This is a genomic window from Ruegeria sp. CDSC021 (assembly GCF_059610845.1).
This window is the reverse complement of the sequence record NZ_JBXWOK010000006.1, coordinates 131,616-154,155: the sequence shown is the minus strand read 5'-3', so window position 1 is coordinate 154,155 and position 22,540 is coordinate 131,616. Positions and strand designations below refer to the sequence as shown.

At 57.0% G+C, this 22,540-nt stretch carries 29 protein-coding genes; 17 read left to right on the top strand and 12 right to left on the bottom strand.

From position 1 onward, the window contains the following. Positions 1–6 precede the first annotated feature (6 nt). Entirely contained in the window at positions 7–243 is a 237-nt protein-coding gene (locus AC2FGB_RS11640; RefSeq protein WP_496690325.1) for a hypothetical protein, read from the top strand. Position 244: 1 nt separating this feature from the next. Beyond that, the gene (locus AC2FGB_RS11635; RefSeq protein WP_271951375.1) at positions 245–481 is read left to right on the top strand and encodes a GlsB/YeaQ/YmgE family stress response membrane protein; all 237 of its coding nucleotides are present in this window, start codon (positions 245–247) and stop codon (positions 479–481) included. Positions 482–488: 7 nt separating this feature from the next. Here AC2FGB_RS11635 and AC2FGB_RS11630 read toward each other — a convergent pair whose 3' ends face one another. The 6 genes from AC2FGB_RS11630 to AC2FGB_RS11605 form a co-directional block, all read right to left on the bottom strand. Next, positions 489–1,118 carry a trimeric intracellular cation channel family protein gene (locus tag AC2FGB_RS11630; protein ID WP_496694505.1) on the bottom strand — a complete coding sequence of 210 codons (630 nt, stop codon included), beginning with the start codon at positions 1,116–1,118 and terminating at the stop codon, positions 489–491. Then, positions 1,115–1,582, bottom strand: coding sequence for a ribonuclease HI (rnhA, locus tag AC2FGB_RS11625; protein WP_142639217.1), 468 nt, complete (start codon positions 1,580–1,582; stop codon positions 1,115–1,117). The genes AC2FGB_RS11630 and rnhA overlap by 4 nt, the downstream gene beginning before the upstream one ends. Further along, positions 1,575–2,159, bottom strand: coding sequence for a class I SAM-dependent DNA methyltransferase (locus tag AC2FGB_RS11620; protein ID WP_496690323.1), 585 nt, complete (start codon positions 2,157–2,159; stop codon positions 1,575–1,577). The genes rnhA and AC2FGB_RS11620 overlap by 8 nt, the downstream gene beginning before the upstream one ends. After that, entirely contained in the window at positions 2,156–2,608 is a 453-nt protein-coding gene (locus AC2FGB_RS11615; protein WP_496678771.1) for a DUF3429 domain-containing protein, read from the bottom strand. Before AC2FGB_RS11615 ends, AC2FGB_RS11620 begins: the two co-directional genes overlap by 4 nt. After that, entirely contained in the window at positions 2,605–3,555 is a 951-nt protein-coding gene (gene ispH, locus AC2FGB_RS11610) for a 4-hydroxy-3-methylbut-2-enyl diphosphate reductase (protein ID WP_496690322.1), read from the bottom strand. Before ispH ends, AC2FGB_RS11615 begins: the two co-directional genes overlap by 4 nt. Before the next feature lie 191 nt (positions 3,556–3,746). Continuing rightward, complete coding sequence (locus tag AC2FGB_RS11605) at positions 3,747–4,316, bottom strand: LabA-like NYN domain-containing protein (RefSeq protein ID WP_142639223.1); 570 nt, start codon at positions 4,314–4,316, stop codon at positions 3,747–3,749. Between the two features lie 140 nt (positions 4,317–4,456). Here AC2FGB_RS11605 and folK point away from each other — a divergent pair, with 140 nt between their 5' ends. The 13 genes from folK to recO all read left to right on the top strand — a co-directional run bounded on the left by folK (position 4,457) and on the right by recO (position 14,427). Next, positions 4,457–5,026 (top strand): 2-amino-4-hydroxy-6-hydroxymethyldihydropteridine diphosphokinase, encoded by a 570-nt coding sequence (gene folK / locus AC2FGB_RS11600; RefSeq protein ID WP_496694504.1) that lies wholly within the window; start codon positions 4,457–4,459, stop codon positions 5,024–5,026. A gap of 94 nt (positions 5,027–5,120) precedes the next feature. Then, entirely contained in the window at positions 5,121–5,474 is a 354-nt protein-coding gene (gene rpoZ / locus AC2FGB_RS11595) for a DNA-directed RNA polymerase subunit omega (RefSeq protein ID WP_142639234.1), read from the top strand. 26 nt (positions 5,475–5,500) lie between these two features. Continuing rightward, complete coding sequence (locus tag AC2FGB_RS11590) at positions 5,501–7,633, top strand: RelA/SpoT family protein (protein ID WP_142639236.1); 2,133 nt, start codon at positions 5,501–5,503, stop codon at positions 7,631–7,633. A gap of 16 nt (positions 7,634–7,649) precedes the next feature. After that, a complete protein-coding gene (locus tag AC2FGB_RS11585; protein WP_142639238.1) occupies positions 7,650–8,348 on the top strand; it encodes a DUF2062 domain-containing protein in 699 nt (232 codons plus the stop codon). Beyond that, positions 8,341–9,087, top strand: a complete 747-nt coding sequence (locus AC2FGB_RS11580; RefSeq protein WP_281995877.1) for a pyridoxine 5'-phosphate synthase — start codon at positions 8,341–8,343, stop codon at positions 9,085–9,087. Before AC2FGB_RS11585 ends, AC2FGB_RS11580 begins: the two co-directional genes overlap by 8 nt. Beyond that, the gene (locus tag AC2FGB_RS11575; RefSeq protein WP_282027895.1) at positions 9,084–9,707 is read left to right on the top strand and encodes a LysE family translocator; all 624 of its coding nucleotides are present in this window, start codon (positions 9,084–9,086) and stop codon (positions 9,705–9,707) included. Before AC2FGB_RS11580 ends, AC2FGB_RS11575 begins: the two co-directional genes overlap by 4 nt. Next, positions 9,704–10,123 carry a holo-ACP synthase gene (gene acpS / locus AC2FGB_RS11570; RefSeq protein WP_142639245.1) on the top strand — a complete coding sequence of 140 codons (420 nt, stop codon included), beginning with the start codon at positions 9,704–9,706 and terminating at the stop codon, positions 10,121–10,123. The genes AC2FGB_RS11575 and acpS overlap by 4 nt, the downstream gene beginning before the upstream one ends. Before the next feature lie 57 nt (positions 10,124–10,180). Further along, positions 10,181–11,020 (top strand): signal peptidase I, encoded by an 840-nt coding sequence (lepB, locus tag AC2FGB_RS11565; RefSeq protein ID WP_496694503.1) that lies wholly within the window; start codon positions 10,181–10,183, stop codon positions 11,018–11,020. Then, a complete protein-coding gene (gene rnc, locus AC2FGB_RS11560; protein ID WP_496694502.1) occupies positions 11,017–11,697 on the top strand; it encodes a ribonuclease III in 681 nt (226 codons plus the stop codon). The genes lepB and rnc overlap by 4 nt, the downstream gene beginning before the upstream one ends. Positions 11,698–11,899: 202 nt before the next feature. Continuing rightward, positions 11,900–12,808, top strand: coding sequence for a GTPase Era (gene era / locus AC2FGB_RS11555; protein WP_496694501.1), 909 nt, complete (start codon positions 11,900–11,902; stop codon positions 12,806–12,808). Further along, positions 12,805–13,134 carry a DUF1491 family protein gene (locus tag AC2FGB_RS11550; protein ID WP_496690317.1) on the top strand — a complete coding sequence of 110 codons (330 nt, stop codon included), beginning with the start codon at positions 12,805–12,807 and terminating at the stop codon, positions 13,132–13,134. Before era ends, AC2FGB_RS11550 begins: the two co-directional genes overlap by 4 nt. Positions 13,135–13,281: 147 nt before the next feature. After that, positions 13,282–13,605 (top strand): SemiSWEET transporter, encoded by a 324-nt coding sequence (locus tag AC2FGB_RS11545; RefSeq protein WP_271951337.1) that lies wholly within the window; start codon positions 13,282–13,284, stop codon positions 13,603–13,605. Positions 13,606–13,701: 96 nt separating this feature from the next. After that, on the top strand, positions 13,702–14,427 hold the full coding sequence (gene recO / locus AC2FGB_RS11540; protein WP_496690316.1) for a DNA repair protein RecO: 726 nt from the start codon (positions 13,702–13,704) through the stop codon (positions 14,425–14,427). Here recO and AC2FGB_RS11535 read toward each other — a convergent pair. Beyond that, the gene (locus tag AC2FGB_RS11535) at positions 14,411–14,803 is read right to left on the bottom strand and encodes an META domain-containing protein (RefSeq protein WP_496690315.1); all 393 of its coding nucleotides are present in this window, start codon (positions 14,801–14,803) and stop codon (positions 14,411–14,413) included. The genes recO and AC2FGB_RS11535 overlap by 17 nt on opposite strands. 232 nt (positions 14,804–15,035) lie before the next feature. Here AC2FGB_RS11535 and AC2FGB_RS11530 point away from each other — a divergent pair, with 232 nt between their 5' ends. Continuing rightward, positions 15,036–16,265, top strand: a complete 1,230-nt coding sequence (locus AC2FGB_RS11530; protein WP_496694500.1) for an SGNH/GDSL hydrolase family protein — start codon at positions 15,036–15,038, stop codon at positions 16,263–16,265. Between the two features lie 2 nt (positions 16,266–16,267). Here AC2FGB_RS11530 and AC2FGB_RS11525 read toward each other — a convergent pair whose 3' ends face one another. Together AC2FGB_RS11525 and AC2FGB_RS11520 are read right to left on the bottom strand one after the other, a co-directional pair. Further along, positions 16,268–16,825, bottom strand: coding sequence for a hypothetical protein (locus AC2FGB_RS11525; protein WP_496690313.1), 558 nt, complete (start codon positions 16,823–16,825; stop codon positions 16,268–16,270). A gap of 216 nt (positions 16,826–17,041) precedes the next feature. Further along, the gene (locus tag AC2FGB_RS11520) at positions 17,042–18,733 is read right to left on the bottom strand and encodes an acyl-CoA dehydrogenase family protein (protein ID WP_496694499.1); all 1,692 of its coding nucleotides are present in this window, start codon (positions 18,731–18,733) and stop codon (positions 17,042–17,044) included. A 144-nt stretch (positions 18,734–18,877) separates the two neighbouring features. On the opposite strand from AC2FGB_RS11520, the gene AC2FGB_RS11515 reads away from it, so the two are divergent. Then, positions 18,878–19,642, top strand: a complete 765-nt coding sequence (locus AC2FGB_RS11515) for a sulfite exporter TauE/SafE family protein (protein WP_496694498.1) — start codon at positions 18,878–18,880, stop codon at positions 19,640–19,642. Here the strand turns inward: AC2FGB_RS11515 and AC2FGB_RS11510 are convergent. From AC2FGB_RS11510 to AC2FGB_RS11500, 3 genes are all read right to left on the bottom strand, one after another. Continuing rightward, a complete protein-coding gene (locus AC2FGB_RS11510; RefSeq protein WP_271951321.1) occupies positions 19,639–20,181 on the bottom strand; it encodes a hypothetical protein in 543 nt (180 codons plus the stop codon). The genes AC2FGB_RS11515 and AC2FGB_RS11510 overlap by 4 nt on opposite strands. Before the next feature lie 36 nt (positions 20,182–20,217). Continuing rightward, positions 20,218–20,508, bottom strand: a complete 291-nt coding sequence (locus AC2FGB_RS11505; protein ID WP_142639308.1) for a hypothetical protein — start codon at positions 20,506–20,508, stop codon at positions 20,218–20,220. A gap of 361 nt (positions 20,509–20,869) precedes the next feature. Further along, the gene (locus tag AC2FGB_RS11500; protein ID WP_142639267.1) at positions 20,870–22,468 is read right to left on the bottom strand and encodes a phosphoenolpyruvate carboxykinase; all 1,599 of its coding nucleotides are present in this window, start codon (positions 22,466–22,468) and stop codon (positions 20,870–20,872) included. Positions 22,469–22,540 lie beyond the last annotated feature (72 nt).

Here is a 22,540-nt window from a genome sequence, read left to right as displayed (position 1 = left end):
GCCGCCATGTTCATGATCCTGATGGGGACTGTCGTTATTGCTGGGATTGTCGGCTATCTGTCCGAGAAATCCGGCTTTACCCATAATGGCATTCTGCAGTCGATCATCATCTGCTTAGGTGGTGCATTCCTGTTCTATTTCGTGCGCATCATGTTCGGGGTCAGCTTTGGCCCGCCCGGTCTGGATGCAGTGCTGTCCTCTGTCGGGGCGCTGATCATCGTTCCGACCCATTGGAGGAAGTGACATGCCCCTCATCGCCCTGATCGTCATCGGCGCCGCTGCGGGTTTTCTGGCCACCCGCCTGATGCGGATTGAGGCAGATATCCCAACCACCATGCTGATCGGTATCATTGGTGCCTTGGTTGGTGGGTTTCTCCTGCGGGCATTGGTCACGATGATGGGCTGGCTGTCCGGGTTCATCGGCGCTGTGCTGGGCGCGCTTCTGGTGATCTGGATCTGGCAGACCTATATGCGCCGCTAAGCCTTGATCAAGGGCGACTGCGTGGCGGGCGGCTTTTGTAGACGGGCAGTTTCCAGCCGAACAGCAGCGATCCTGCCCGCAATGCCCAGCAGATCAGGGCGCAGGCGACAAGCACGGTCAGTTCCTCGAACCCCATCCGTTTGGCAATAACGGCCGCTACCGAGCCTGCAAGGGCGCAAGACACATAAAGCTCACCCTGTTTCAGCACCAGCGGAACCTCGTTGCAGACCACGTCCCGCATCAGGCCGCCAAAGCATCCGGTGGTGACACCCATCAACACCACGATCGTGCCGGATTGGTCCAAGGATAATGCGACGCCCGTGCCGGCAGCTACTGCAATGGACAGGGCGAAACTGTCCAACCAAACCAGCCAGTTATATCGGCTTTCGACCAGATGGGCTGTAAAGAACACAAGCACCGCCGCACTGCAGGCCATCAGGACATAGCTGGGCTGGCCAACCCAGAACACCGGATTCCGATCCAACAGCAGGTCACGCACCGTGCCGCCGCCAACGGCGGTCAGGCAGGCGATAAAGGCAAACCCTACAAGATCAAGCTGCGCGCGACTGGCGACCAATGCGCCAGTCAGCGCAAAAACCAGAACCGAGGCATAATCGAGCAGGTCCAAACCGCTCATGTCTGTGCCTTCTTTGGTTTGAATGGGGCCATGCCTGCGCGGGCAAGTTCATCGGCCTTTTCGTTTTCCGGGTGACCCGCATGGCCCTTGACCCATTCCCAAGTCACATCATGGCGCATCTGCGCCTCATCCAGCCGTTGCCACAGATCGACATTCTTAACCGGCTTCTTGTTCGAGGTCTTCCAGCCATTCTTTTTCCAGCCGAAGATCCAACCAGTGACGCCGTTTTTCACATAGGCGCTGTCAGTGATTACGGTGATTTTAGAGGCACGTTCAAGCGTTTCAAGCGCGCTGATCGCGGCCAGCAGTTCCATTCGGTTGTTGGTGGTTTCAGCTTCGCCGCCGCTCAGTTCACGCTGTTTCAGGACGGTGTCGCCTTCCATTGCACGCAGCAACACGCCCCAGCCACCCGGGCCTGGATTGCCAGAACAAGCACCGTCAGTATAGGCAAACAGTTCAGGCATGGGCCAGCACCAGAATGAAGCCATCGTAAGAACCCGCCAGACCTTTGCCGATCCCGGTCCTAATCCCGTCGATGGTAAAGCCGGCATCTGCCAGGGCCTCCTCGATCTCGTTCTGCGAGAAGTAGCTATAATAGCGATCCAGATGATCGCGATGTTCGCCCGTGCCCAGTTTGAGGCCCAGGAAAAAAACGCCCTGCGGTTTCAGCGCCCGGTGGATGGCCGCCAAATGGCGTGGGAAATCCTTGCGAGGCGCGTGCAGCAGCGAGAAGCTGGCGTAGATGCCGTCATATGCGGCCACTTCGGTCACGTCGTCGAAAGTACCCAGATGCGCGTCCACGCCATTGGCGCGCGCATAGTCAACAAAAGCGGGCGTCGCATCCAGCGCATGCACGCTCAGGCCCTGGCGTAGAAAGAACGCGCTGTCTGACCCGGGGCCCGAGCCCAGATCCAACACATGCCCCTTACCGACGGCATCGGCAAATTCCTGACGCGATGTCAGCTGCTCCGGTGGTAGAGGAACCTTGAGGTATTCGGCCACGTTGTTGGTATAGGCGTTGATAGTTTTGGGATCGCTCACAGATAGACTCCGACGGCAAGGCAGGCCAATACGACTGCGGTCAGCAAAATGCGCAACCGCATCCACCAGACTGGTGTTAGCCGCCAATACGAAAAGATGGCATCCAACACCAGTAGCCCGCCAAACCCCCACATCAGATTTGTGCCAGTGCTGACAGGCCCGCTGCCGGTTTTCAGAAAGGCCCACAGGGCGGGTAATGTGGACAGCGCATAACAGGTCGCGGCCTTGCTGCCAGAGGTTTTACTGGAAAACCCCCACAGCACGCCGGACATAAAGCTGAGGATGATCGCCCCATAATACAACTGGATATACGGACCGACAAAACGTGCGCCCAGTGCCTGTCGGCCCCAGTCGTTCAGATCGCCGTTCAGATAGGTCAGCGCGCCCCAGATGAAGGGGATCAGCCCGGCCAACCCCAGAAACAGCGGCGCCCTTGGTATGCCACTCATGCGGGTTGGCGCAGGACGCGCGGGACTTTGAACTCGACATTCTCGGTCGCTGTTTCGACCATCTCGACCGTCACATCGTAATGCTGTCTGAACGCATCAATAACTTCGTTGATCAGAACCTCGGGGGCAGAAGCGCCTGCTGTCAGAGCGATCGAAGAGATACCTTCGAGTGCGCGCCAGTCGATGTCGGTCGCGCGTTGCACCAGTTGGGCATAGCTGCATCCCGCGCGTGCCGCGACCTCGACCAAACGGCGCGAGTTTGATGAATTCGGCGCCCCCACAACCAACAGGGCATCGGACTTCCGGGCCACAACCTTGACCGCCTCTTGCCGGTTGGTTGTGGCGTAACAGATGTCTTCTTTGTGGGGGCCGACAATGGACGGGAACCGGGCCTGAAGTGCCTCGATGACATCCTTTGTGTCGTCAACCGACAGGGTCGTCTGAGTGACAAAGGCCAGTCTGTCAGGGTCGCGGACCTGGACGTCGGCGACATCTGCAACGGTTTCGACCAGCAAAACCTCTCCGTCCGGGAGCTGTCCCATGGTTCCGATGGTTTCGGGATGGCCCTTATGACCGATCATGATCATCTGCAGCCCGGCTTCGGCGTGGCGCTGTGCTTCGACATGGACTTTGGAGACCAGCGGGCAGGTGGCGTCGACATAGACCATCTGGCGCTGCGCCGCCGTCGCGGGTACCGATTTGGGAACCCCGTGCGCCGAGAATATCACTGGGCGATCGTCGGGGCAGTCTTCCAGTTCATCGACAAAGATCGCACCTTTGGCGCGCAGTCCATCGACCACGAATTTGTTATGGACAATCTCGTGCCGAACATAGACCGGGGCACCCCATTTCTGCAGCGCCATCTCGACAATCTTTATGGCCCTGTCGACACCAGCACAGAACCCGCGCGGGGCGGCGAGATAGAGGGTCAGGGGGGGCTTGGTCATGTCGCGTTCTCCTTACCGACACAGGTAAGTCTTTTCACGGCCATGGTCCAGTCAGGACAATGTCATTGATCCGACATGGTTCAATGCTAGCCAATAGGTGTTTTCAGCACCTGATCTTTGTTTAAAAAGCGCGGCCAGGGTTTCCCCTGACCGCGCTAATTTTCAACCGAGTTTGCTTTGAGGCCAGGTTATTACCCGCCTGCGGCAACGGTGCGCGGTTCCATCGGCATTTCGCGCGGCGGACGACCGATCACGTCGCGGAGATCTTCCAGCTCAATGAAGTTGTCGGCCTGGCGGCGCAATTCGTCCGAGATCATGGGGGGCTGGCTGCGAATGGTGGACACCACAGAAACGCGTACCCCCTGACGTTGCAGGCTTGCAATCAGCGGGCGGAAATCCCCATCGCCGGAAAACAGCACGATATGGTCTACACGTGGTGCAAGCTCCATGGCATCGACGGTCAGTTCGATATCCATGTTACCTTTGACTTTCCGACGCCCCATGCTGTCGGTGTATTCTTTTGCCGGTTTCGTAACCATGGTGAAGCCATTGTAATGCAGCCAATCAACCAGTGGACGGATGGGCGAATACTCGTCATTTTCAAGTAGCGCTGTGTAATAGAAAGCTCTGAGCATCTTACCGCGGCGCATGAATTCCTGGCGCAGCAGTTTATAGTCAATGTCAAACCCCAGTGCTTTTGCGGCTGCATAAAGATTCGAGCCGTCGATGAACAGCGCTAGCCGTTCGTCTTTATAAAACATAAATAGGTCCTTCCGGTACAAATCAGCGCGCTGCGTGTTACGTGAGTGAGTCTTGGGAAAATACAGCGCATTGATATCTCCATAATTAGGGGTTTTATGGTGTATCGCAAGTATGCAATTCGCCGAATATAGGGAGTAGGATGCGCAAAACCACCTCAAAAGCAGTGCTTGCCCTCGGTGCAAATCTCAAAGTGAGAGGTTTTGAGCCCCATCTGACGCTACGGCATGCCATTGACGCGATTTTGCGCCAGGGGCTGTTGATTCGGGCTGAAAGCCGCTTTTATGCGACCCCATGTTTTCCTGCGGGCGCGGGCCCGGACTATGTGAATGCGGCCGTGTTGATCGAGACTGAAAGGTCACCCATTGAGTTGCTGCAGATATTGCATGGAATTGAACATGATTACGGGCGCGAGAGGATTCAGCGCTGGGGAATGCGGACGTTGGATCTGGACCTGGTCTGTTACGATGATCTGGTTCTGCCCGACCGCGAGGTTTTTCAAAGCTGGTTATCGCTGCCGCCCGAAGATCAGAAACAGCAGGCGCCGGATCAGTTGATCCTGCCGCACCCAAGGGTACAGGATCGTGCGTTTGTGCTTGTTCCCATGGCGGATGTTGCCCCGAACTGGCGGCATCCGATACTGGACCAGACCGTCAGGGAAATGCTTGCGGGACTTCCTTCGGACGATATTGAGGCAGTTACCCCGTTATGATTGGTGCATTTGCAGCATTTCCTGCTTGTCAAGGCAGGGATTCGCCCTTAGATAAACCTCTTCCTGACATGGATTCAGTAACGGAGAGCGCCCCATGGCCCGCGTGACGGTTGAAGATTGCGTAGACAAGGTTCCGAACCGGTTTGAACTGGTGATGCTTGCCGCCCATCGTGCGCGCGAGATTTCCGCCGGTGGTCCGATCACCGTTGACCGTGACAACGACAAAAACCCGGTTGTATCTCTGCGTGAGATCGCTGACGAGACCCAGAGCGCTGATGAGCTGCGCGAGCGGCTGATTGAGGCCAACCAGACCCAAATCGAGGTCGACGAGCCCGAAGAAGACCAGATGGCGCTGCTGATGGGTGCGGAAACAGACAAGCCTGCGGATGACGACATGTCCGAAGAAAAGCTGCTGCGCGCTCTGATGGAGGCTCAAGGCCAGGGGTAATCCCCACAAATGAAGGTGCGGACCGGATGATTTCTGCTGAAGACCTGATTGCGCTGGTCCGCAACTACAATCCCAAGACGAATGCAGACCGCATTGCCAAAGCTTATGAGTTCGGTAAGCAGATGCATGATGGGCAATTCCGCCATTCTGGCGAGCCCTATTTCACCCACCCTGTTGCCGTTGCCGCCATCCTGACCGAACAGCGTCTGGATGATGCGACTATTATCACGGCGCTGCTGCACGATACGATCGAAGACACCAAGGCCAATTACGGCAAAGTGTCTGAGCTGTTTGGCGAAGAAGTCGCCAAGCTGGTTGATGGGGTCACCAAACTGACAAACCTTCAGCTGTCCAGCCGCGAAACCAAACAGGCCGAGAACTTTCGCAAGCTGTTTATGGCGATGTCCAAGGATTTGCGGGTCATTCTGGTCAAGCTGGCAGACCGTCTGCACAATATGCGCACAATCAAGGCGATGCGGCCCGAAAAGCAGATCGTCAAAGCGCGCGAGACGATGGATATCTACGCGCCGCTTGCAGGCCGTATGGGTATGCAATGGATGCGGGAAGAGTTGGAAGACCTCGCCTTCCGCGTTCTCAACTCTGAAGGCCGCCAGTCCATCATCCGCCGCTTCATCACGCTGCAGCGCGAAACGGGTGACGTGATCCACCGGATCACCGGCGACATGCGGCACGAACTTGAAAAGGCCGGGATTGAAGCCGAGGTTTTTGGCCGTGCCAAGAAACCCTATTCGATTTGGCGTAAGATGCAGGAAAAGGACCAGGGGTTCTCGCGTCTGTCCGACATTTACGGGTTCCGCATCATTACGCAAAGCGAAGAAGACTGCTATCGAACCCTTGGCGCGATCCACCAGCGTTGGCGCGCCGTGCCGGGGCGGTTCAAGGATTATATCAGCCAGCCGAAATCGAACGGTTACCGGTCGATCCACACCACCGTTTCAGGCCGTGACGGCAAGCGGGTCGAGGTTCAGATCCGCACTCGTCAGATGCATGATGTCGCCGAAACTGGCGTGGCCGCGCATTGGTCCTATCGGGATGGGGTGCGTTCGGAAAACCCCTTTGCAGTCGACCCGGCTAAGTGGATCGCCAACCTGACCGAACAATTCGACAGCGAAGAGGATCACGAGGATTTCCTCGAGGCGGTCAAGCTCGAGATGTATTCGGATCAGGTCTTTTGTTTCACGCCTAAGGGGGACGTGGTGAAACTGCCGCGTGGTGCGACGCCGATCGACTTTGCCTATGCCATCCACACGCGCATCGGGCACGCCTGTGTAGGGGCCAAGGTTGATGGTATTCGCGTGCCACTTTGGACCCGGATCAAAAACGGGCAGTCGGTGGATATCATAACAGCTGACGGTCAGACTCCCCAAGTCACGTGGTTGGAAATTGCCGTCACCGGCAAAGCCCGTACAGCCATTCGTCGCGCCCTGCGCGAGGTTGACCGAGAGCGGTTCATCAAGCTGGGCAAAGAACTCGCGCGATCGGGATTTGAACATGTCGGGCGCAAAGCGACCGACAAGGCGCTGGACACTGCTGCCAAGCATCTGCGCCTGAAAGACCGGCATGAGCTGCTGGCGCGCCTGGGCAGTGCAGAACTAACTGCCCATGATGTGGTCAGCGCCGTCTACCCGGAACTGACGCAGGATGATGGCGATGCCATCCCGATGCGCCGGGCCGTGATCGGTCTTGAGCCGGGGCAGAAGTTTGACCGCGCCCCTTGCTGCCAGCCATTGCCGGGTGAACGGATCGTCGGGATCACTTATCGCGGCAAAGGTGTTGTCGTGCATGCAATCGACTGTGATCGCCTGAGCGAATACGAGAGTGAGCCCAAACGCTGGGTCGATCTGCACTGGCACTCGGGAACTCACCCGGCTGTTTACGGGGCAACGATTGATGTTACGATTGGCAATGACGCAGGTGTGCTGGGTCGCATTTGTACATTGATCGGCGAGAAAAAGGCCAATATCTCGAACCTAGAATTTGTGGATCGCAAACCGGATTTTTACCGCCTGCTGGTCAACGTAGAACTGCGCGACCTTGAGCAGTTGCATTCGTTGATGTTGATGCTTGAGGCCGAAAGCGATGTTGCAGCGGTTGAACGTTTCAGAGACAGAGCTAAATCCGCAGTTGCGGCTGGCTGAGAAGGGGTGATCAGGAGTGGTATTCAAGCGCCGAGATCGACGCTCGCCTGTCCAGATCGCATCGGAATTCGTCTATCCTCGTGGTGGCTGGACCCGGGCGTTCCACTATGTGAAACACCGCGTCCGGCGATTGCCGGATTCACCTGAACGCATCGCCCGCGGGGTAGGGTTTGGAGTGTTTGCGGCCTTTACACCTTTTTACGGGCTGCATTTTGGCATTGCCGCCCTGGCTGCGCGATTGTTCAACGGCAATATGCTGGCTGCACTCAGCGGTACGTTTTTCGGAAACCCTTTGACCTATGTGCCCATCGGGGTGGTTTGCCTTCAGACCGGGCATTTCCTGTTGGGCACCGAGTTTGAAGAGGGCGACACCCATGGGCTTATGGGGAAGTTTGCCAATGCGATCGGTGATCTCAAAGACAACCTGATTGCAGTATTCACTGACCGGGTAGCTGACTGGCACGGGCTGGGAATTTTCTACGACGAGGTTTTCTTTCCGTACCTGATTGGCGGCATTCTTCCCGGATTGCTGGCTGGGGTGGTTTGCTACTATCTCAGCCTGCCGCTGGTCCACACCTATCAGCAACGGCGTCGCGACAGGATCAAAAAGAAGTTTGAAGAAATCAAACGTCTGGCTGAATCCGAGGCTGCCGTTCCAGAGTCAAACCAACTAGGCTCGAGCCAGGATTTGGGAAAGGAATCAAAGGATGTCTGAGAACCGTTTGCGTCTCGGTGTGAATATCGACCATGTGGCCACAGTGCGGAATGCACGTGGTGGGGTCTATCCCGACCCTTTGCGCGCGGCCACGCTGGCCGAGCAGGCCGGTGCAGATGGCATTACTGCCCATCTGCGCGAAGATCGCAGGCATATTTCGGACGCAGATATTGACGGGTTGATGGAGGTTCTTTCGGTACCTCTGAATTTTGAAATGGCAGCCACGCCCGAGATGCAACAAATCGCTTTGCGCCATAAGCCGCACGCGGTCTGCATCGTCCCCGAAAAGCGCGAGGAACGGACCACCGAAGGCGGGCTGGAAGTCGCGCGCGAAGAAAACAAACTGGCCCATTTCATTGCACCTTTGCGTGATGCGGGCTGTCGCGTGTCGATCTTTATCGCCGCCGACCGTCGCCAGATCGAGGCCGCGCATCGCATCGGCGCCGAAGTGATCGAACTGCACACAGGCGCCTATTGTGACGCCCATGCCGAAGGCAAACTGGATGAGGCAGCGCAAGAGCTGGAAGGCCTGCGCGACATGTCCACCTTTGCCCATTCGCTTGGCCTCGAAGTGCATGCCGGACATGGTCTGACATACGACACGGTCAAACCTGTCGCCGCTTTCCCCGAGGTGCGCGAGTTGAACATTGGTCACTTTCTGATTGGCGAATCGATCTTTTTGGGCATGACCCCCGCCATTCAGGAAATGCGCCGCCTGATGGATGAGGCGCGGGGATGATAACCTCGGGTTTCATAGCAATCTGGATCGCCTGGCTGATGGCCGGAGGCTCACCCGGTCCGGCAACCATGGGCATCGCCGGAACTGCAATGAACGAAGGCCGCCGCGCCGGCCTGGTCTTTGCACTGGGCATCTGTGCTGGGTCCGCTGCCTGGGGCATCGCCGCCGCGCTGGGCCTGTCGGCGATCATGCTGGCCAATGTCTGGGTGTTCGAAGTGATCCGCTATGTCGGTGTAGCCTATCTGGGCTGGCTGGCGCTCAAGGCCCTGAAACGGGCGCTGTCGTCGGAGGAGATGGCGTTGGGCAACCCGGTCACCGGCTCGCTACGCACCATCTTTGCCAAAGGCGCGGCGATCCACCTGACCAACCCCAAGGCGATCCTCAGCTGGGGCTCGATCTACGCCATCGTTGCCCCGAATGACGCCAGCTTGTCGATGCTGCTTGGCTATTTCGGCCTGCTCTACGCGGGCTCGTTGCTGATTTTCATCAGCTATGCATTCCTGTTCTCGTCTAAGCGCACAGTCGGCGCCTACCGCCGCGCCCGCCGCTGGTTCGATTTTGCCTTTGCCGGGTTCTTTGGGGTGGCAAGTTACAAGATTTTGACGGTGCGGTTGTCATGATCCTAGGCATCGGCACAGACCTCGCAAACATAGACCGCATTCAGGGCACGCTCGACAGGTTTGGTGACCGGTTCCGTAACCGCGTTTTTACCGACACTGAACAACGCAAGGCCGAACGCCGTGCAGACACAGCAGGCACATACGCCAAGCGCTGGGCCGCGAAAGAGGCGTGCTCCAAGGCGCTGGGCACCGGGCTTCGTATGGGGATTTCCTGGAAGGACATGGCTGTCACCAACCTTAAAACCGGTCAGCCAGTGATGCATGTGACCGGTTGGGCGGCGGAACGGCTCAACGATATGACCCCCGAGGGTCATGCGGCGATCATCCACGTCACCCTAACCGATGACCACCCCTGGGCGCAGGCCTTCGTGGTGATCGAGGCGCGCCCAATTCGCGAACGCAGCGCTCTGTCTTGACTAACCCCGCCGCGCCGCGCATGTAGCACCCCAACAAACCAAGGACCGGAGAGCAGCATGGCCGAAGACGTCAAAACCGGAAATCCCGTGTGGGAGACGATCAAAACCATCGTCTATGCGCTGTTGATCGCGGGCGTTTTCCGTACCCTGTTCTTTCAGCCGTTCTGGATTCCGTCAGGGTCGATGAAACAGACCCTGTTGATCGGGGATTTCCTGTTCGTCAACAAAATGGCCTATGGCTATTCCTATGCTTCTTGCCCCAGTCTGATCATCCCCAGCGTCGGCCTGAATATCGACGCCGAAGATGTTTGCGGCTGGATGCAAAGCGATGACAACTCGCGTATCTGGGCCGGTGATCCCGAGCGCGGCGATGTGATCGTATTTCGCCATCCGGTGACGGGCCGCGACTACATCAAACGCCTGATTGGCCTGCCCGGTGATCGTATCCAGATCATTGAGGGCCAGATCATCTTGAACGGGACGCCGGTTCCACAGCAGCCCGATGGGGTCTTTACCGAGGTCGCGGCTCCGCAAGGTCCGCAGGGTCTGCGCCCGCGCTGTGAAAACGGCCCGGTTGGCCGTGGTGGCGTGTGTGAGAAATCCCGCATGATCGAAACCCTGCCCAACGGGGTGTCCTATGATGTGCTCAATATCGGTAATCAGGGGTCGGACAATACCGGCGTCTATACAGTGCCCGAAGGCGAATACTTCTTTATGGGCGATAACCGCGACAATTCCAGCGACAGCCGCCTGCCGCAATCGGCCGGGGGTGTCGGATATGTACCCTATGAAAACCTGATTGGTCGTGCAGATCGCATCATGTTCTCCTCCGCTGGCCGGTCGATGCTGTTCTTCTGGACCTGGCGCGGAGACCGTTTCTTTAAGGCCGTGAATTGAAGCTATCCGCCGAAATAAAGGCGTTTCAAAAGCGTCTGGGGTATGAATTTGCCAACCCCGAGCTGTTGGTGCGCGCGTTGACCCATGGATCGGTATCCTCGACTACGCGCCCGGACAACCAGCGGCTCGAGTTTCTGGGCGACCGGGTGCTGGGTCTGGTGATGGCGACGGCCTTGCTGGAGGCGGACAAAAAGGCCAGCGAAGGTCAGCTTGCACCCCGGTTCAATGCGCTTGTGCGCAAAGAGGCCTGTGCAGATGTGGCGCTGCAGATTGATTTGGGTGCTGTACTGAAACTGGGCCGGTCTGAAATGCTGTCCGGTGGGCGGCGCAAACAAGCTTTGCTTGGCGACGCGATGGAGGCGGTCATCGCTGCAGTTTATCGCGACGCCGGGTTCGAGGTCGCCAGCGCCGTTATCCTAAAACTCTGGGGTGATCGCATCCACGATGTCGAGGCCGACGCCCGTGACGCCAAAACGGCGCTTCAGGAATGGGCGCAGGCACGGGGCCAGAAACCGCCCAGCTATGTCGAAGTCAGACGCTCTGGCCCGGACCATGCGCCGGTCTTCACCATTGCTGCGCGTCTTCAGGACGGGGCAGAAGAGCAGGCAACAGCAGGGTCAAAGCGTCAGGCCGAACAGGCGGCTGCCAAGTCGTTGCTGGACCGTTTGCAGAATTAGTCTACCGGGTAAAAACAGCCGATCTCCTGAGGGCTGGCCGGAAATGCCTATCGGTCGAACCCGGGTCATTTCCGGTGACGGGTCGCCCACCATACCCCACCCAATGCCATCCTGAACGCATGTGCCAAAGCTGCAAATCGCTCTGGTCCGCTGCCTCTTTCTGCGATAGGGAGGCCCATCTGCAAACAGGATCAAACCCCAGATGACGACACGCGCCGGATTTATCGCCCTGATCGGAGAGCCCAACGCAGGCAAATCCACCCTTCTGAATCGCATGGTCGGGGCCAAGGTCTCGATCGTGACACATAAGGTTCAGACGACCCGCGCCCGCATCCGGGGCGTGGCGATGGAAGGTGATGCACAGCTGGTCTTTGTGGACACGCCGGGCCTTTTCAAACCGCGTCGCCGTCTGGATCGGGCAATGGTGGCCGCCGCATGGGGCGGGGCCGCGGATGCCGATGTGGTTGTCCTGATGGTCGAAGCGCATCGTGGCATCACCGAGGGCGTAGAGCGCATCCTTGAAGGTCTGAATGAGATCGGTCCGGGCCGCACCGTCGCACTGGCCATCAACAAGATCGACAGGGTGCAGTCCGAAGTTCTGCTGGCCCTGACCAGCGATTTCAACTCCCGCTATTCTTTCGCCGAGACATTCATGATCTCGGCCGAGAAGGGCCATGGCGTTGACGATCTGCGAAAATGGTTGGCGGGCGAATTGCCCGAGAGCCCGTGGCTATATCCGGAAGACCAGATCGCTGATCTGCCGTTGCGTATGATCGCGGCTGAAATGACACGCGAAAAGCTGACCCTGCGGCTGCATCAGGAACTGCCCTATCAGCTGACCGTCGAGACCGAGAATTGGGAAGAGCGCAAGGACGGGTCGGCAAAGATCGACCAGATCATCTATGTCATGCGCGACGGCCATAAAGGTATCGTTCTGGGCAAAAAGGGCGAGACCATCAAGGCCGTCAGCCAGGCGGCCCGTGCCGAGCTGGAAGAGTTCCTAGATCGCAAGATCCACCTGTTCCTGCAGGTCAAAGTCCGGCCAAACTGGCTGGAGGAATCTGAGCGCTATTCGGAAATGGGTCTGGAATTCAAAGACGGAAACGCATGACGCGACTGACGGCAGACTTCTGGGTTCACGCCTATCTGGCACGGTTGCGATTTCAGGAAATACCGGCCTTTGTTGTGGCCCATGGTGACGACACAGCCGGCGCGGTTTTGATCAAGCTCAACACGTTGGACGGTCAGGCCACAGCCTTTCAGCGCAGCTTTGATCTGATGAGCGGTGAGCGCAAGTGGGTTGAACTCTCCTCTGGTCCCGAGGCCGATGTGGACGAGGCGATCCAACGCCAGCGCAGCTTTGACCCTGACCTCTGGGTGATAGAGGTCGAAGACCGGCAGGGGCGCCATTTGCTGGGTGAGGACGGTCTGGATTAGCGGTACTAGCACAGACGCGGTGCAGGCCTCTGCCAAAGTTATGGCATAGGTCTTGGTAAGACGGTCCATTTTGCTATTTGTACGCGTATTTAACGGATGGTGCGGAAACGGGTCGTTGCAGCCTATGACAAGGATAGAGGTCTTACGTTGGCTGAAACAATTGGTCAGAAGTTCATAAAGTCAAACCTTGGTCTTGTGATGAAGCACTTCGAGGGCTTCATGGTATTTGTCGGCATTTTAGGCCCATTTGCCACGCTTCCACAGCTTGTGAAGCTCTTCTTTACCCACTCTCAACATGCGTCGGGCCAATCGCTGTTAACATGGTCGCTCTATGCGGCGTTGTCTTTGCTTTGGTTCATCTACGGTCTGATCGTCAAGAAGTTGCCCATCTATGTTGGCAACGGCATTTCTATGGTGCTGAACCTTCTTATGGTCCTGGGCATCCTGATCCACGCGGGGGTCACGTTCTGACTCAATAGGTCGTCGATTTCCCTGTCTCTCTTGCAGAGGTCCCGGCTTTGCGTTCTTTTGCTCGGGCAGGACTGACCCCACAAGATTGGACACGCTTTGGACTGGCGCGACCACGGCATACTTCTGACCTCACGCCGCCATGGCGAAACGGCGGCAATTATCGAGGTCTTTACCGAAGGCCACGGTCGTCATGCCGGCGTCGTACGTGGTGGAACCAGCCGCAAGATTGCGCCGATCCTGCAGCCCGGGGCGCAATTAGATGTGCTTTGGCGCGCACGGCTCGAGGAGCATATCGGCACTTTTCAGGTCGAGCCCCTGCGGTCGCGGGCGGCGGCGGCGTTTTCGGGTAGGCTTGCGCTGGCTGGATTGAATACGGTGGTGGCCCTGCTCTCGTTCTGTTTGCCTGAGCGCGAAGCGCATCCGCGCATCTATAAACAAACCGAACAGTTGATGGATCTGCTGGGTCAGGACGAAATTTGGGTGCTTGCCTATCTGCGGTGGGAATTGTCGCTGCTGGAAGAGCTGGGGTTTGGCCTTGACCTGACACGCTGTGCCGTGACGGGGGTAACAGAAGGTTTGGATTATGTTTCTCCGAAAACAGGTCGTGCGGTAAGCGCTGATGGGGCAGGGGACTGGGTGGATAGGTTGCTTCCCTTGCCACCTTGCCTGCGTGGCGTGGGCGACGCGCCGGATACCGAAGTGGTGCAAGGATTGCTGACCACCGGACATTTTCTAGAGAACCATGTTGCTCCGTCGTTGGGGAACAACCCTCTGCCCGGCGCACGGGCGCGGTTTATTGATCAGATCAATCGGCAGCTTTGAACACCATTTCCTGCCCGTCCTCATTGCGCAATATCAGCAGGTTCCCTGATACTTCGGATTGGGTCATGGCAAGCAGGGCGGCGAAATAGATCCCTTCTGCCTCAAGCCCGGCACAGGCGGCACGGGTCGCTGTCAGGCCGGTCAGCTCAAACCATGGATAGGGCGCGTTAAGCCTGCCCGTGTAGCTGTTGCAGGGGGCGTTGCCCGTTACTTTGCCTTCTTCCAGAAATCGCAATAAGGCACTTGCATTGTAGGGCTGACCGTTGATCTCTTGCAGGGCCCATTCCCGTTCGGCAGCACCATAGGCCGCAACGGTTTCATCCTTCTGACATTGGAGTAATCCGGAAAGGGAAAGCAGCATTATGTAACGCAACATGGCAGAATTCCTGAAATCAGCGAAGAACAGTTTCCTGGGCTTGGACGCATTGTTTTGAACCGACTAGGTAAAGGATCGGATACAATGGTGACCGTTGACTTGCAAAACATCTTGGACATATTGAAAGCGAATAACGGGCCTTTCCTAAGATTTGGGCAGTTAGGTGGAATTTTTACACCGGTATATACGCCAGGTTTATTTGATTTTGACCTGATAGAATTGGAGCTTCGTAGTGAGCGGAAATGATGATGTTGGCATGGGGCGGATGCGGCCTGTAACCAAGTTTTTTATGATTTTGATCTATGCCCTCTTTCTCTTCCTGCTGGTTGAACTGCTTTCGTATTTCACCGTGGTTTATGTGTATGACAACACGCTGGGCAATACGGCAGAGCGACATCTATATTCTTCGATCCGTGGTCACAAACTGAACCCAGACTATCAGCGAGGATTTGATACTGGCGGACAGCGTATCCATTCCGATCAAGGGTTCCGCCACGATACGCTGATTGAACAGCCAAAACCCGACGACACGCTCCGCATTTTTCTGATGGGTGGCTCAACTGCTTATGCCATCGGATCGCAGGGCAGTATTTATCCTGACTACCCAACGCTCACCAATCAGGAAACGGTTGCGTATTTCCTGCAGCAGGACCTGCGTGAGCGGTTGGGCGATCAGATGCCCGGTGTGACGATTGAGGTGATCAACGCCGGAGTTGTTGCGTATCACAGTTTTCAACATGTGTTGTACCTGTACGAGACACTATATGAGTACAGCCCGGACATGATTGTGTTTCTGGATGGCCACAATGATTTTTACAATGTTGGGGTCGATAATCCGGTCCAAAGTTATGCTTACTCGTCCGCACGCATGATTGACGCCTTGAATGATCGCAAACCCTTCTTTTCAGCCTATGCGTTCCTGCGGTACCCGGCGCAGTATTCCTATACCTTCAAACTGGCTTCGAAATTTACGCAAGGCTTGTTCGACCGCTATGAAATCCCCAAAAATATCACGTATGGGGATGTTACCGCCTTGCAAAGAGACTTTTCAGCAGAGCTTGCGCAGACTGCAAAGGTCGGATTTTTGCGCAATTACAAGCTGATCGAAACATTCGGCGACTACCACGGGTTTTGCTATCACGTCTTTTTGCAGCCTGAGGTCGTCTATGAGGACACCAATGTCCTAAGCGAGACCGACCGCGAAATCGCCCAGCTCACGCGGGATTGGTACAAGCCGGGACGCGAAGATCTGATGCATCGCGCGCGGGTCGATTTCCCTGCTTTGTTTGAAGAGGCCAATGTGCCTTTCACCGATATTGCCGAGATCGGCGGTCCCCTCCACAAAGACAAGGTGCTGTATGTCGATTACACGCATCTGACGCCCGAAGGGTCAAAGCTGGTGGCTGCGCGGATGCTGCCCGTGGTGGCGGAACGGATCAGCCAGTGTAAGACCCCGTCCTGACCTCAGTAGGGTTGCTCTCCGTTTAGCAAAGCGGTGCGCACCTCCATGCGGGTACGCCAGTTGTATCGCGTATCTTCGCGCGTTGGCGCCCATGTCAGCGCGCCACTGTTGCGCCATGGGTCAAGGATGATGCCTTCGAACATCGTGTCGCCCTTTGCGCTGATCACTGCGGAATGGTGGATGATCCTCAGCGGCGTTGGCGGTGATGTAGCCCAGTGCATTTCCAGGGTGCGGAAGTTTTCTGCCCTTAAACGGCTGGTCATCGCTTCGGCCCAGTCGTTGCACAGGCCGCGCTCACGAAATCCGTTAATGACCTTGGCGTTGTGGATGATGGCCGGGTCGGTAACTTGCCATTCTCGGGCCAGACGCTGCGAATAGGTATAGGCAATGGTGGCCGCCTTCTGTGCCTCGGCTGGATCAACCTCAGGGCCCATAGAACGGATGGCGAGCGCCAGCTCGTCTATGTCGTTCTGCGTTGCTGTCGGCTGAGAGGTGGTGGCACAGCCAGCAAGGGCCAAGGCCGCAAGCGTGGCCAGAAGGGCAAGAATGGATCGGGTCATGTGGTTCGCCGCTGGTTCGTGATCGCACGCTGATCTACCGGGAATATCGGCGCTGCGATAGGGGGAAGTTTCTGCCGTGGCTGGTCATGGCTGAACGTAGACAGCAGGGAAGGTAAGGGTAGGATTTCGAGGAACTGAGGGCTGCAGTAGTTTGGGCAAAAAAAGACCCGGCGCGCGCGCCGGGTCAAGTCGGGGAAACAGGGTTGCCGTTACAGGTTAGCTCAGCAAACGCCGCGCGATCACCTGTGCCTGAATTTCGGCAGCCCCTTCAAAAATATTGAGAATACGTGCGTCACACAGCACGCGACTGATCTTGTATTCCAGTGCAAAGCCGTTGCCGCCGTGGATCTGCAGGCCGTTATCGGCAGCAGCCCAGGCCACGCGGGCGCCCAGCAGCTTGGCCATCCCGGCCTCAAGATCGCAGCGATGACCGTTGTCTTTTTCCCAAGCCGAGAAATAGGTCAGCTGTCGTGCGATCATGATCTCGACCGCCATCATCGCCAGCTTGCCGGACACGCGGGGGAAGTTGATCAGCGACTTGCCGAACTGTTTGCGGTCCTGCGCATATTGCATGGCGATGTCCAGCGCGCTTTGGGCCACACCGATGGCGCGGGCTGCGGTCTGGATGCGGGCGGATTCGAAGGTTTCCATGAGCTGCTTAAAGCCTTTGCCTTCTTCGCCGCCCAGTAGGTTCTCACCCTTGACCTTGAAGCCATCAAAGCCCAGCTCGTATTCTTTCATCCCGCGATAACCCAGAACTTCGATCTCGCCACCGGTCATGCCAGGGGTGGGGAAGGGGTTGTCGTCCGTGCCGGGCGTCTTTTCCGCCAGGAACATCGACAGGCCGCGATGATCGGAAGTGTCAGAGTTGGTGCGCGCCAGCAAAGTCATCACATGGGTCCGGGCCGCATGGGTGATCCAGGTCTTGTTGCCGGTGATCTCGTAATCACCTTCGGTATTCTTGACTGCTCGGGCGCGCAAGCTGCCCAGATCAGAGCCTGTGTTGGGTTCAGTGAAAACTGCTGTCGGCAGAATCTCGGCGCTGGCGATCTTGGGCAGCCACTGCGCTTTTTGCTCATCCGTTCCACCGGCAATGATCAGCTCGGCCGCGATCTCGGACCGGGTGCCCAGCGATCCGACGCCGATATAGCCGCGCGACAATTCTTCGGACACCACGCACATCGAGGCCTTGGAAAGGCCAAACCCTCCGAACTCTTCGGGGATGGTCAGGCCAAATACACCCATCTCGGCAAGTTCCTCGATGATTTCCATCGGGATCAGCTCATCCTTGAGGTGCCAATCATGGGCGTTTGGTTCGACTTTTTCCTGGGCATAGCGGCGGAACTGGTCGCGGATCATTTCCAGTTCTTCGTCCAGGCCCGACGTTCCGAACATCGTGGCACCGGCCTGTTCTTCCATCAGTTCAACCAAGCGACTGCGTGCAGCCTGTGAATTGGCCTGTGCCATCAGTGTCTGAACTTCAGCGCATTGGAAACCGGACAGCGCGTCCCAGCCCAGACCCATGTCCTGAAGACGCAAAATCTCACCCTGGTTCATTGGGATGCCGCCCGCGACCTGATGCAGGTATTCACCAAAGGCGATTTGGTGCAGCAGCTGCTCGATCTCGCCGAATTTGCCTTCTGCCTCCAAAGCATCGGCCCAGCGTTGCATTTGCTGCAGCGACTGGTTGTATGTCGCCAGCCATGCCAACCCATGAGCGGCGGTCTGATTGGCCTCGATCAGAGCGCCGGACACGCGACCATCTTCTGTCACCATCGCGCGGACCGACTCGCGGGCGCGTTCGAATACGGTGTCCACAGCCGGCAGAGCCGCACGTGTCAGCGTCAGAAGCTCGGGCAAAATCGCGGATGCAATCATCTGGGTCATATCCTGTCCGTCATGGGCCATGAATCAGCTCTCTCCTAAAGTCGTCTGGTCATATCATGCTGCACGTGCAGCGCAACAAAAATACGAATTATGCGACTAAAAAGTTCTAAAGTTGCTTGATCATTTTTGCAGTGCAGCACCTGTCAGGAGTGATATCAGGGGGACATGACGTTGTTTTCTATGCTCTCTGCCCAAGAACTGCTGCTGGCCTGTGGGGTTGCCTTCATTGCCGGTTGGGTCAAAGGCATGGTCGGGTTCGCCATGCCAATGGTTCTGATCTCTGGGCTGAGCATGTTCCTTTCGCCGGATATGGCGATCGCGGGGCTTATCCTGCCAACCCTGGTGACAAATGGGGTGCAGGCATTGCGCGGGGGTGTTCCGGCCGCCGTGTCCTCGATCCGTCAGTTCCGTGTATTTCTGGTTGTCGGGTTGGTGTTTCTGCTGATTGGTGCTCAGTTGGTCAGCGCAGTGCCAGCATCAACTTTTTTGTTGATGATTGGCATCCCGGTGACAGTCTTTGCATTGATCCAGGTATTGGGGCTGCGTCTGAAATTGGCCAGCCCATCTGCCCGAATAGAGGGCATGATCGCTGCGGTTGCAGGCTTTGTCGGGGGGATGTCTGGAATTTGGGGACCACCAACCGTGGCTTATCTGACCGCCTTAAACACCCCGAAAGCGGTGCAGATGCGTGTGCAGGGGGTCATCTATGGTTTGGGGGCGCTGGCGTTGCTGTTCGCGCATATGGGCTCCGGGATTTTCCGCGCCGAAACCGCTCCGTTCTCGGCTGCTCTGGTGCTGCCGGGGCTGGCGGGCATGTGGGTGGGGTTGCAACTGCAGGCGCGCATAGATCAGGCGCTGTTTCGCAAGATCACCCTGTTCGTGCTGCTTATCGCAGGGCTGAACCTGTTGCGACGCGGGCTGATGGGCTAGGCACGCCGATCTATCGCGCGCAGCGTGAAATAGAGCCCCAGCATCAGAAAGAACAGGCCCGAGATATCGCCGATCAGGAAGGCGATATATTCCAGCCCACCGCTGCCAAAAGCCAGGTTGGTCAGTACGGACACCAATACTGACGTGACGATCCCGACCCCCATCACGCAGGACCAGCATGGTTTGCGGTCCGGGTGGGGAAACAGATCGAAGCCGACCCATTTGCATAGGTAAAATACAGCAGGAACGGTTGTGACGGCGATTGCTATGGCGGCCAGACGGTTGGGCAGGAAGACGTCGCTTCCGCCGAGAAAGGCAAAGACAAGAAAGACACCGGGCAAGAGCGCAAAAATCGCCCGCCACCCCAACAACCAAGCAGAGAGCACACGCACACCATGCGGGAGAAACAGCAGGCTGGCCTTGCTGGGATATTCGGGGAAGAATACGTTCTGCAGTGGCATCAGAACCTCGAACGTAAGGAACGAGGCAATTACGTAGGCCAGTGAGGCAAAGAACGTTTCAGAGGCCCATCTGCGCACGGCGGTCAGCCAGCAATGCGCAGATCAAACGCTTTATTACTTAGGCGCATGCACAACATACCGTCCACGGTTCGCGCTACCGCTTTGTGACAAATACCCCTTCTGCACCAGCGACTTCAGCGCACGAAAAAAGGTCGGGCGCGAGACGCTTTGCACAAGCGTGTGTTCAATCAACCCAAATGTCCGAACTTCCTGGTCAGCTTTGGACAGTTCTTCGGCGGCGTAATAGATATCGCGCTCTACCGGTGAGAGTTGTTCCAGCCCCAACGTGCGCTCCATGCTTTGCATCAGTTTGCGCAGTTCGGTCAGTTTCAAGATTTCAGTCATTTCGTTACCTGTCGTTTCCCATGTCACGCGCTGCGACAAAGCAGCGGTATGAGACGAACTGAAATCTGAATGTTCAGAAAGTCTCATATTGACACTCATCCCCATTGGCATACACTTGCTATCTGATTAGGTTTCTCAATTCGCGAATGTGAGTGCGCGGCTGAGTTACCCAAGGTATTTTTAAACAACGCCCGGCGCGATTGCGTCGGGCGAATTTGTCTTAATGACATCATTGGATAGCTTAAACCGGCAAATCGGGCAACGAATTTGTAAGGACACCTTACGTTAGACGTATAAGGACGATTGCCAACAGATGTGCTGTCCGAAAAAAGGGGAGAGGTTTGCCCCCCCTTTTGCAACATTAACCGATTGCTACGGCTTTGATGTCTTCGTCGATGAAAGGCAGATACTGCTCAAAGTTTTCAGCAAACATCTGAACCAGCTTCTCAGCCTGTTTATCGAAGGCGGCCTGGTCGTCCCAGGTGCGACGCGGATCCAGCAGAACTTCGGCGACACCAGGGACGGAAACCGGCACATCAAAGCCAAAATTCGCATCCTTGCGGAATTCCGCATCCCGAAGCGATCCATCCAGAGCGGCAGTCAGCAAACCGCGGGTCGCACGGATCGGCATCCGGCTGCCAACGCCATAGGCGCCGCCAGTCCAGCCGGTATTCACCAGCCAGCAGGTCGCGCCGTGCTGGGCGATCTTGTCGCGCAGCAGGTTGCCATAGACTTCTGGGCGACGCGGCATGAACGGCGCGCCAAAGCATGTCGAGAATGTGGGTTGGGGCTCGGTCACGCCGCGCTCTGTGCCAGCAACCTTCGAGGTGAAGCCCGACAGGAAGTGGTACATCGCCTGAGCCGGGGTCAGCCGCGCAATCGGGGGCAGAACACCAAACGCGTCACAAGTCAGCATGATGATGTTCTTCGGATGCCCGCCCAACGCGCTTTTCGAGGCATTGGAGATATACTCGAGCGGATAGGCGCAACGCATGTTTGCGGTCAGCGAGTCATCTTCGAAATCCAGCTCCTTGGTCTCGGGATCGAAAACCATATTCTCGATCACGGTGCCGAATTTGCTGGTGGTTGCATAGATCTCGGGTTCGGCCTCGGCGTTCAGGTTGATCGTCTTGGCATAGCACCCGCCTTCGAAGTTGAAAGTGCCACGGTCTGACCATCCATGTTCGTCATCGCCAATCAAGGTGCGGGCCGGATCAGCGGACAGGGTGGTCTTGCCAGTTCCCGAGAGGCCAAAGAAGACCGCGGTATCTACGGGGTTACCGACCGCGTGGTTCGCCGAGCAATGCATCGGCATCACGCCTTTTTCAGGCAGCATGTAATTCAGTAGGGTGAAGACGGATTTCTTGTTTTCACCGGCATATTCTGTGCCGCCGATCAGAATCAATTTGCGGTCGAAGTTCAGTGCGATCACTGTCTCGCTACGGCAGTTGTGCTTGGCCGGATCAGCTTGAAAGCTGGGACAGTTGATGATTGTGAAATCCGCGATGAACTCATCCAGGTCTTCACGATCCGGGCGGCGCAGCAAGTGACGGATGAACAGATTATGCCATGCCAGTTCGGTGACCATGCGCACGTTGATCGAATAAGCGGGGTCGGCGCCGCCGACCAGGTCCTGCACAAAATAGTCACGACCCTTCATGTGCTCGATCATATCGGCATAAAGCGTTTCGAAACCCTCAGGGCTCATCTCGGCGTTGTTTTCCCACCAGATCGAATCGGCGACACTGTCGGTGCGGACAACATGTTTGTCCTTGGGAGAACGGCCAGTGAACTTGCCGGTACTGACAAGAAAAGCTCCGCCATTGCCAAGTGTACCTTCACCCCGCTTGAGGGCTTCTTCAATCAGTGCCGGTTCCATGAAGTTGTAATAGACATTGCCCAGACCCTCGATGCCCTGATCTTCGAGGCGGAATTGCGGGTTCACCCGTCCAGATGTCATGTGTGTCTTCTCCTGTGGCGGCGCGGCGGCAGATTGGCCAAGGTGCGCTCTTGGGGCAGTGTACCGGGAAAA

Excerpts from the sequence above, each read along its gene's own strand:
- ispH (WP_496690322.1), bottom strand. The coding sequence starts at position 3,555 with ATGACCAAGCCCCCCCTGACCCTCTATCTCGCCGCCCCGCGCGGGTTC.
- AC2FGB_RS11605 (WP_142639223.1), bottom strand. The coding sequence starts at position 4,316 with ATGTTTTATAAAGACGAACGGCTAGCGCTGTTCATCGACGGCTCGAAT.
- AC2FGB_RS11590 (WP_142639236.1), top strand. The coding sequence starts at position 5,501 with ATGATTTCTGCTGAAGACCTGATTGCGCTGGTCCGCAACTACAATCCC.
- AC2FGB_RS11580 (WP_281995877.1), top strand. The coding sequence starts at position 8,341 with ATGTCTGAGAACCGTTTGCGTCTCGGTGTGAATATCGACCATGTGGCC.
- AC2FGB_RS11525 (WP_496690313.1), bottom strand. The coding sequence starts at position 16,825 with ATGACCCGATCCATTCTTGCCCTTCTGGCCACGCTTGCGGCCTTGGCC.
- AC2FGB_RS11635 (WP_271951375.1), top strand. The coding sequence starts at position 245 with ATGCCCCTCATCGCCCTGATCGTCATCGGCGCCGCTGCGGGTTTTCTG.
- AC2FGB_RS11500 (WP_142639267.1), bottom strand. The coding sequence starts at position 22,468 with ATGACATCTGGACGGGTGAACCCGCAATTCCGCCTCGAAGATCAGGGC.
- era (WP_496694501.1), top strand. The coding sequence starts at position 11,900 with ATGACGACACGCGCCGGATTTATCGCCCTGATCGGAGAGCCCAACGCA.
- AC2FGB_RS11575 (WP_282027895.1), top strand. The coding sequence starts at position 9,084 with ATGATAACCTCGGGTTTCATAGCAATCTGGATCGCCTGGCTGATGGCC.
- acpS (WP_142639245.1), top strand. The coding sequence starts at position 9,704 with ATGATCCTAGGCATCGGCACAGACCTCGCAAACATAGACCGCATTCAG.
- AC2FGB_RS11630 (WP_496694505.1), bottom strand. The coding sequence starts at position 1,118 with ATGAGCGGTTTGGACCTGCTCGATTATGCCTCGGTTCTGGTTTTTGCG.
- rpoZ (WP_142639234.1), top strand. The coding sequence starts at position 5,121 with ATGGCCCGCGTGACGGTTGAAGATTGCGTAGACAAGGTTCCGAACCGG.
- lepB (WP_496694503.1), top strand. The coding sequence starts at position 10,181 with ATGGCCGAAGACGTCAAAACCGGAAATCCCGTGTGGGAGACGATCAAA.
- folK (WP_496694504.1), top strand. The coding sequence starts at position 4,457 with ATGCGCAAAACCACCTCAAAAGCAGTGCTTGCCCTCGGTGCAAATCTC.
- AC2FGB_RS11520 (WP_496694499.1), bottom strand. The coding sequence starts at position 18,733 with ATGGCCCATGACGGACAGGATATGACCCAGATGATTGCATCCGCGATT.
- AC2FGB_RS11550 (WP_496690317.1), top strand. The coding sequence starts at position 12,805 with ATGACGCGACTGACGGCAGACTTCTGGGTTCACGCCTATCTGGCACGG.
- AC2FGB_RS11505 (WP_142639308.1), bottom strand. The coding sequence starts at position 20,508 with ATGACTGAAATCTTGAAACTGACCGAACTGCGCAAACTGATGCAAAGC.
- AC2FGB_RS11515 (WP_496694498.1), top strand. The coding sequence starts at position 18,878 with ATGACGTTGTTTTCTATGCTCTCTGCCCAAGAACTGCTGCTGGCCTGT.
- rnhA (WP_142639217.1), bottom strand. The coding sequence starts at position 1,582 with ATGCCTGAACTGTTTGCCTATACTGACGGTGCTTGTTCTGGCAATCCA.
- AC2FGB_RS11640 (WP_496690325.1), top strand. The coding sequence starts at position 7 with ATGTTCATGATCCTGATGGGGACTGTCGTTATTGCTGGGATTGTCGGC.
- AC2FGB_RS11535 (WP_496690315.1), bottom strand. The coding sequence starts at position 14,803 with ATGTTGCGTTACATAATGCTGCTTTCCCTTTCCGGATTACTCCAATGT.
- AC2FGB_RS11615 (WP_496678771.1), bottom strand. The coding sequence starts at position 2,608 with ATGAGTGGCATACCAAGGGCGCCGCTGTTTCTGGGGTTGGCCGGGCTG.